Here is a 5,553-nt window from a genome sequence, read left to right as displayed (position 1 = left end):
GACGAACCCCCGGGTCCGGGACCCGGGGGTTCGTCGCTGTGCGATGACCGTGCGGCCGCCGGTTACGGGGCGTCGATCAGGTGGTGCGGGGGCACCTTCACCGTGCGGGCGCCGGGCTTGCCGCCGAGGACCACCTTGCGGAGGGCGACGTTGTTCTTGGTGTCGCTCTCCTTGAGACGGTTCTCCGGGTTGGCGATGACCTTGATGTAGTACGTGCCGTTCGGCAGGTCGGTGATGTCGAACGACTGGCCGGGGCGCTCCTGGGTGTAGGTGTCGCCGGAGCCGACGTCGAGGACCTCACGGACGGAGATGGCCTCCTGCGAACCGCACGCGGAGCCCAGGTCGGTGTTCTCCGGGTGCCAGTTGGCGCCCTTCACCGTGTAGTCGATGGCGTCCGTGTTGGCCAGGCAGAACGCCTCCTTGCCGGAGCGCACCTCCTTCGTCTGGTCCGCGCTGAGCAGGCGGTAGCTGGCGAAGTCGGTGAAGTGCCAGTGCTCGTGGCCCTCGCGCGGGTCCCACTCCATGGTGCCGGCGGGGGAGTAGCCGACCTGCTTGCCCTTGGCGTCGTAGAAGTACTGGTACGAGTCCATCAGGTCGGCGCCCGGCTTGCGGAAACCGTCCACGACGAGGGGCGCGGGGCCCGCGTTCCACACGTTGGCACTGAAGGCGAGGTAGTCCTTGCCCGGTACGTCGCCGTCCTCGCCGTCGGTGATGGCGATGCCCCAGGCCGGCAGCGAACGCAGGTCGGGCTTGGGCACGTTGGCCGGGGCGCCGGCCTTGCCGGTGGGCCGCTTCGCGGCGGGCTGCAGCGCGGGCGCGATGCGCGAACCGTCGGTGTGGCCGGGGCCGTCGCCCAGGTGCTTGGCCAGGCCGCGGTCCTCCAGGGCGTGGGGGAGGGCGGGCGGCATCGGGACGTCCTCGCCGCGCGGGCCGAAGCCGTGCATCGGCTGCTGGGTCGGGTCGACGGGGGCGGCGTCGTGACCACCGTGACCGCCGTGGCCGCCGTGCCCGGCGGCGTGGTGGGCGGAGGACTTGGCGCCCACACCGACGCCGCCCTCACCGCCCTCGTCGTACTGCACCACCGTCACCTTGACGGAGGGCCGGTCGTTCGACATGCCGAACAGGTCGCGGTACTTCTTCGCCACGCCGACCTCCGCGGTGTACTCACCCGCCGGGATGTCCACCGTGTCGTCGTAGCGGTACTGGGTGGTGTTGACCGCCCAGCCCTTCTCCACACCCCACACCGAGCCCAGCGTCCACGGGTTCCGCGAGCAGCTCTGCGGGTAGTGCGAGGTCGACGGGGCGTCCGGGCGGATACGGCCGGAGGCGTTGTTCGGGCAGAAGTCGCTGGCCGTCTTGAGCACCTGCTGACCAGCGGAGTTCTTGAGCGAGATCTCCAGGAAGCCGGGCAGCCCGCCGTGGTCGGTGATCAGACCGGCGGGCAGGGTCCGCGTCGTGGTCTTCTTGCCGTTGCGGAAGATCTGCTGGGCGACGATGGGGTCCTTGTAGGACTTCCGCGTCACCTTGAACTCCAGGGGCGCGCCGTCGACCGTGACGTACGTCCCCAGCTCCAGGATGGTGCCGCCCTCCGGGTACCGGTAGGTCGTCACGGACTTCGAGGCGGCGATCAGCTTGAGCTTCGGGGTGCCGGCCTTGGCCGCGGGCGCGGCGCCCGCGCCGGGGGCGGCCCCCGCCACGGTGGCGACTACGGCGAGCGTGGCCAGGGCGGCGAGCCCGGGACGCCTCAGACGGCTGCGGTGTTCTTGACTGGTCATCGGTTCCTCGTCTGCGAGTGCCATGGTCAGTGGCATCGGACTGGACAACCCACGGACGACCGGCCGCCGATGGTGCTGGCGCTCCCCCGAACGCCCTCGGCGCACACCGGTCTGTGAGCACCCTGTGAGACAGGTGAAAGCCGTGCGGGGGTTGCCTGTTGAAGAGGAAATCAAGAAAAGAGGGTCCGGGGGCGCCCGCCCAGCGGACGGTGGCGCCCGACAACGCGGACCGTGACGACCGGACTCGCGGACGGTGACGCGCGAAAACGCGGACGGTGACGTCCAAACACCGGGCCGTGCACCGGTGCGAAGTCCCCGGAGAACCCACGCAGGAGCATCACACAGTGTGCACACAGCTCTGAGAATGGCTCGTTAGCGTTGCTGACCGCTCGATCCGCTCGATCCCACGTGCGAACGACGTGACCGGGCCGCGGCCCGGCGGGTCGACGGCATGCCGACACAGGAAGACCTCCATGGACTACTGCTCCTCATGTCGCCGACATCTCAACGGCGCCCTCGTCTGCCCCGGCTGCGGCGCCTACGCGCCGGACATAGCCCCCTCGGCGCCCGGCACGACGACCGCCATGGCCGTCGCACCGACGGTGCCGGCGGCGACCTGGGAGTACGCGGCGTCGGGCGCCGAGGAGACCTGGCACGACGGCGGACGGCCGGAGCCGGAGCAGGAGCCGGCGGCGGGACCGTCGACGGAGCTGGTCCCGGCCGGTGTCGCGCACGCCGAGGGCGCCGATGGCATCGAGGGCGTCGACGGTGTCGAGGATGTGCAGGGCGTGCCGGCCGCGCCGCAGGGGCGGGCGGCACGGCGCCGGCAGATGGCCCGCTGGAAGAAGAACCAGCGCCGGGCCGTGGTCGCGACCGCGGTGGCGCTGGTCGGCGGCGGTCTGACCGTGATGGGCATGGACCGGCAGTCCACCGACCGGACGCAGGCGGCCACCGCCCCGGACGCCGAGGGCCTGAGCGCCGTCGAGGAACAGGGTTCGCAGAGCGGCCGGACACCGGACACACGCCCCGACGAGACCCGGCGCTCCCCGGACACCTCGCGGGGCCACGCGCGCGGCGGCGGCTCCTCGTACGACGGGTCCGACGCGCAGCAGCGGAACACCGGGGGCGACACGGGCAACTCACCGCGCACGGCCACGACGCCCCCCTCGGCTCAACGGGCGCAGACGGGCTCCTCGTCACACGGCGGGTCGAGCGCGAACGGCTCCACCGACACCCCCTCGGGCGGGGCGACCACGCCCCCGGCCACCGACGACTCGACGGGTTCCGGCGGCGGTTCGGGCGCGGACACGGGCACGGGCGCGGGTTCCGGGTCGGGTTCGGGGAACGGCTCCGGTACGGAGACGGGGACCGGCTCGGGCTCGGGTACGGGCTCGGGGTCCGGCTCCGGCTCGGACACGGGCTCGTCCGGCGGCTCGGGCTCCTCGGACTCGGACGCGACCTCACCGTCGGGCCTGTGCCTGCTCGGCGGAATCGTGTGCGTCAGCTGACAGCACCCTTGTGACTTCGCAGACCGGCGGCCGGCCCTCGCACCGAGGACCGGCCGCCGGTCTGTACGTCGGCGTCAGCGGTCGCCGGCCATCGGGCGTGGCCAGGAACGTCCGCTGACGCGTTCGACGTCGGTGTTGAACTGCCGTAGGTCGGCGATGAATCGCTCGCGCCGCTCGGCGGGCCAGTCGGCGATGACCCCGCTGATGCCGTCGACGAACACCTCGCGCTGCTCGGCGAGGCGCGCCAACCCCTCGTCGGTGATCCGGAACTTGCGGGCCACTCCCCCGTCGGGGTCGAGGGTCCGCTCCACCAGACCGTCGCGCAGCAGCGCCGAGGTCTGCCGGGTGAACGTGGACGGGGCGAAGCCGAACGCGTCCACGAAGTCCGGGATGGACATGGGCCCCTGGGCCTCCAGCCTGCTGAGCAGGACGTAGGCGCTGCGGTCCAGGGCACCGCCGCCGCGGACGCCGCGGGGCGTCGACGTCTCGCGGTTGCGCGTCAGGATCAGCAGCTCCCGCTCGATGCGCTCCCCCGCCTCACGGGCATCCACACCGGTCTCCTTCTGCCTGCCTGGCCTCCATGACCCCCTCACCCTACGTCGAAATTGCGCCATGCATGGTGAGTGCATGATGCACCATTGATGCATCATGCACAGCGCGAGTAGCGTGCCTTGCGATCTCCACTCCGCCCCCACTGAGGAGACGTCGAGATGAGCAAGGTCGAGACGGGCGAGAACGCCCACCGGGACGACGAACGCACGCACCACGCGCCGCACGACTCGCACGACTCGCACGGACCGTACGAGGAGGTCGTACGGCTGCCGATGGTGAGCCCGGGGCCGCTGGAGCCGCCCGCCGCGTGGGAACGGCTGCGGGAGCGGTGCCCGGTGGCGACCGTCGAGCTGCCGAGCGGTGACCGGGCGAAGTTCCTGAGCCGGTACGCCGATGTGCGGGCGATGCTGTCCGACCCCCGTTTCGCGCGGCCGACCGCCGGGGACGACAGCGCGCGGCTCTCGGCCGACGGGGCGGGCGGTGTCGCGGCCGACGCCGACCCGGAGTACGAGCTGGCCATCCCGGAGAACGGCGAACCCCATCAGCGCTGGCGGCGCCAGGTGGGCCGGTACTTCACCGCGAAGCGGATGGCCGCGCTGCGCCCCGGGATGACGAGGATCGCCGAGTCGCTGCTGGACGAGATGGTGGAGCGGGGACAGCCCGCCGACCTGAAGGCGGCACTGGGGTTCCCGCTGCCCGTGTACGTCATCTGCGAACTGCTCGGCGCGCCGACCGAGGAGCGGGACCGCTTTTCGCACTGGTCGGACGCGTTCCTGAACGTCAGCCGTTTCACCCAGGAGGAGACACGGGCGGCGTTCGGCGAGTTCGCCGCGTACATGCGTGACCTGATCGCCGCCAAGCGGGCCGAGCCGGGCGAGGACCTGCTCAGCATGCTGATCGTGGAGGGCGCGGCCCTGCCGGAGGAGGAGCGGCTGACGGACGCCGAACTGCTCTCCACCGGCATGGGGTTGCTGGTCGCGGGCCACGAGACCACGGCCAACATGATCGGCAAGATGGTGGCGCTGCTGCTGTCGGACCGCGACCGCTGGGAGCGGCTGCTCCGGGACCCGTCGCTGATCCGTACGGCGGTGGAGGAGGTGCTGCGCTTCGACGCGAACCTGGGCGGCTTCGGCATCCGGCGCTATCTGAGCGAGGACCTCGACCTCGACGGGAAGGTGCTGCCGCGCGGCACCACCGTGTGCTGCGGGATGTCCTCCGCCAACCGCGACGAACGGGTCTTCGCCGACGCCGACGAGATGGACCTCACCCGCAGCCCCAACCCGCACCTCACCTTCGGGGCGGGGCCGCATTCCTGCCTGGGCCAGGCCCTCGCCCGCACCGAGCTGCACGTGGTCCTGGAGGTCCTGCTGCGCCGGCTCCCCACACTCGAACTGGCCGTACCCACAGAGGAGTTGCGCAAGGTGGAGGGCCTGCTGGTGGGCGGTCTCCGCGAAGTCCCGGTCCGCTGGTGAGCCCGCACACCCCGGCAAGGAGGCGACACCCGTGAAGGTCCGCGTCGACGAAACCAGGTGCTGCGGCGCCGGCCAGTGCGTCCTGCTCGCCCCCGAGGTCTTCGACCAGCGCGACGAGGACGGCATCGTCGTCCTCCTCACCCCGGAACCGGCCCCGCCCCACCACCCGACCGTCCGGGAGGCGGCGGCGGTCTGCCCGACCTCGGCGATCACGGTGGACGAGGACGGGAGCGGGAGCGGGAGCGG

At 71.9% G+C, this 5,553-nt stretch carries 5 protein-coding genes; 3 read left to right on the top strand and 2 right to left on the bottom strand.

The genetic code is table 11. The features are described 5' to 3' along the window. Nucleotides 1–62 precede the first annotated feature (62 nt). Nucleotides 63–1,775 carry a lysyl oxidase family protein gene (locus tag AOK23_RS42165; RefSeq protein WP_240496823.1) on the bottom strand — a complete coding sequence of 571 codons (1,713 nt, stop codon included), beginning with the start codon at nt 1,773–1,775 and terminating at the stop codon, nt 63–65. A 473-nt stretch (nt 1,776–2,248) separates the two neighbouring features. Here AOK23_RS42165 and AOK23_RS48275 point away from each other — a divergent pair, with 473 nt between their 5' ends. Next, nucleotides 2,249–3,283, top strand: a complete 1,035-nt coding sequence (locus AOK23_RS48275; protein ID WP_055717677.1) for an SCO2400 family protein — start codon at nt 2,249–2,251, stop codon at nt 3,281–3,283. 74 nt (nt 3,284–3,357) lie between these two features. Here the strand turns inward: AOK23_RS48275 and AOK23_RS42155 are convergent, their stop codons facing one another. Further along, nucleotides 3,358–3,834, bottom strand: a complete 477-nt coding sequence (locus tag AOK23_RS42155) for a MarR family winged helix-turn-helix transcriptional regulator (protein ID WP_055542939.1) — start codon at nt 3,832–3,834, stop codon at nt 3,358–3,360. A 273-nt stretch (nt 3,835–4,107) separates the two neighbouring features. On the opposite strand from AOK23_RS42155, the gene AOK23_RS42150 reads away from it, so the two are divergent. Then, nucleotides 4,108–5,307 (top strand): cytochrome P450, encoded by a 1,200-nt coding sequence (locus AOK23_RS42150; protein WP_169800390.1) that lies wholly within the window; start codon nt 4,108–4,110, stop codon nt 5,305–5,307. 31 nt (nt 5,308–5,338) lie between these two features. After that, a partial coding sequence (locus tag AOK23_RS42145) for a ferredoxin (RefSeq protein ID WP_063791508.1) occupies nt 5,339–5,553 on the top strand: 215 nt, incomplete at its 3' end.

The organism is Streptomyces torulosus (assembly GCF_001419765.1).
Lineage (GTDB): Bacteria > Actinomycetota > Actinomycetes > Streptomycetales > Streptomycetaceae > Streptomyces > Streptomyces torulosus.
Note: the sequence above shows the minus strand (reverse complement) of the source record. Positions and strands in the feature narration are given on the sequence as shown.

Coding starts and splice junctions, on each gene's coding strand:
- AOK23_RS48275 (WP_055717677.1), top strand. CDS start 2,249: ATGGACTACTGCTCCTCATGTCGCCGACATCTCAACGGCGCCCTCGTC.
- AOK23_RS42165 (WP_240496823.1), bottom strand. CDS start 1,775: ATGACCAGTCAAGAACACCGCAGCCGTCTGAGGCGTCCCGGGCTCGCC.
- AOK23_RS42150 (WP_169800390.1), top strand. CDS start 4,108: ATGGTGAGCCCGGGGCCGCTGGAGCCGCCCGCCGCGTGGGAACGGCTG.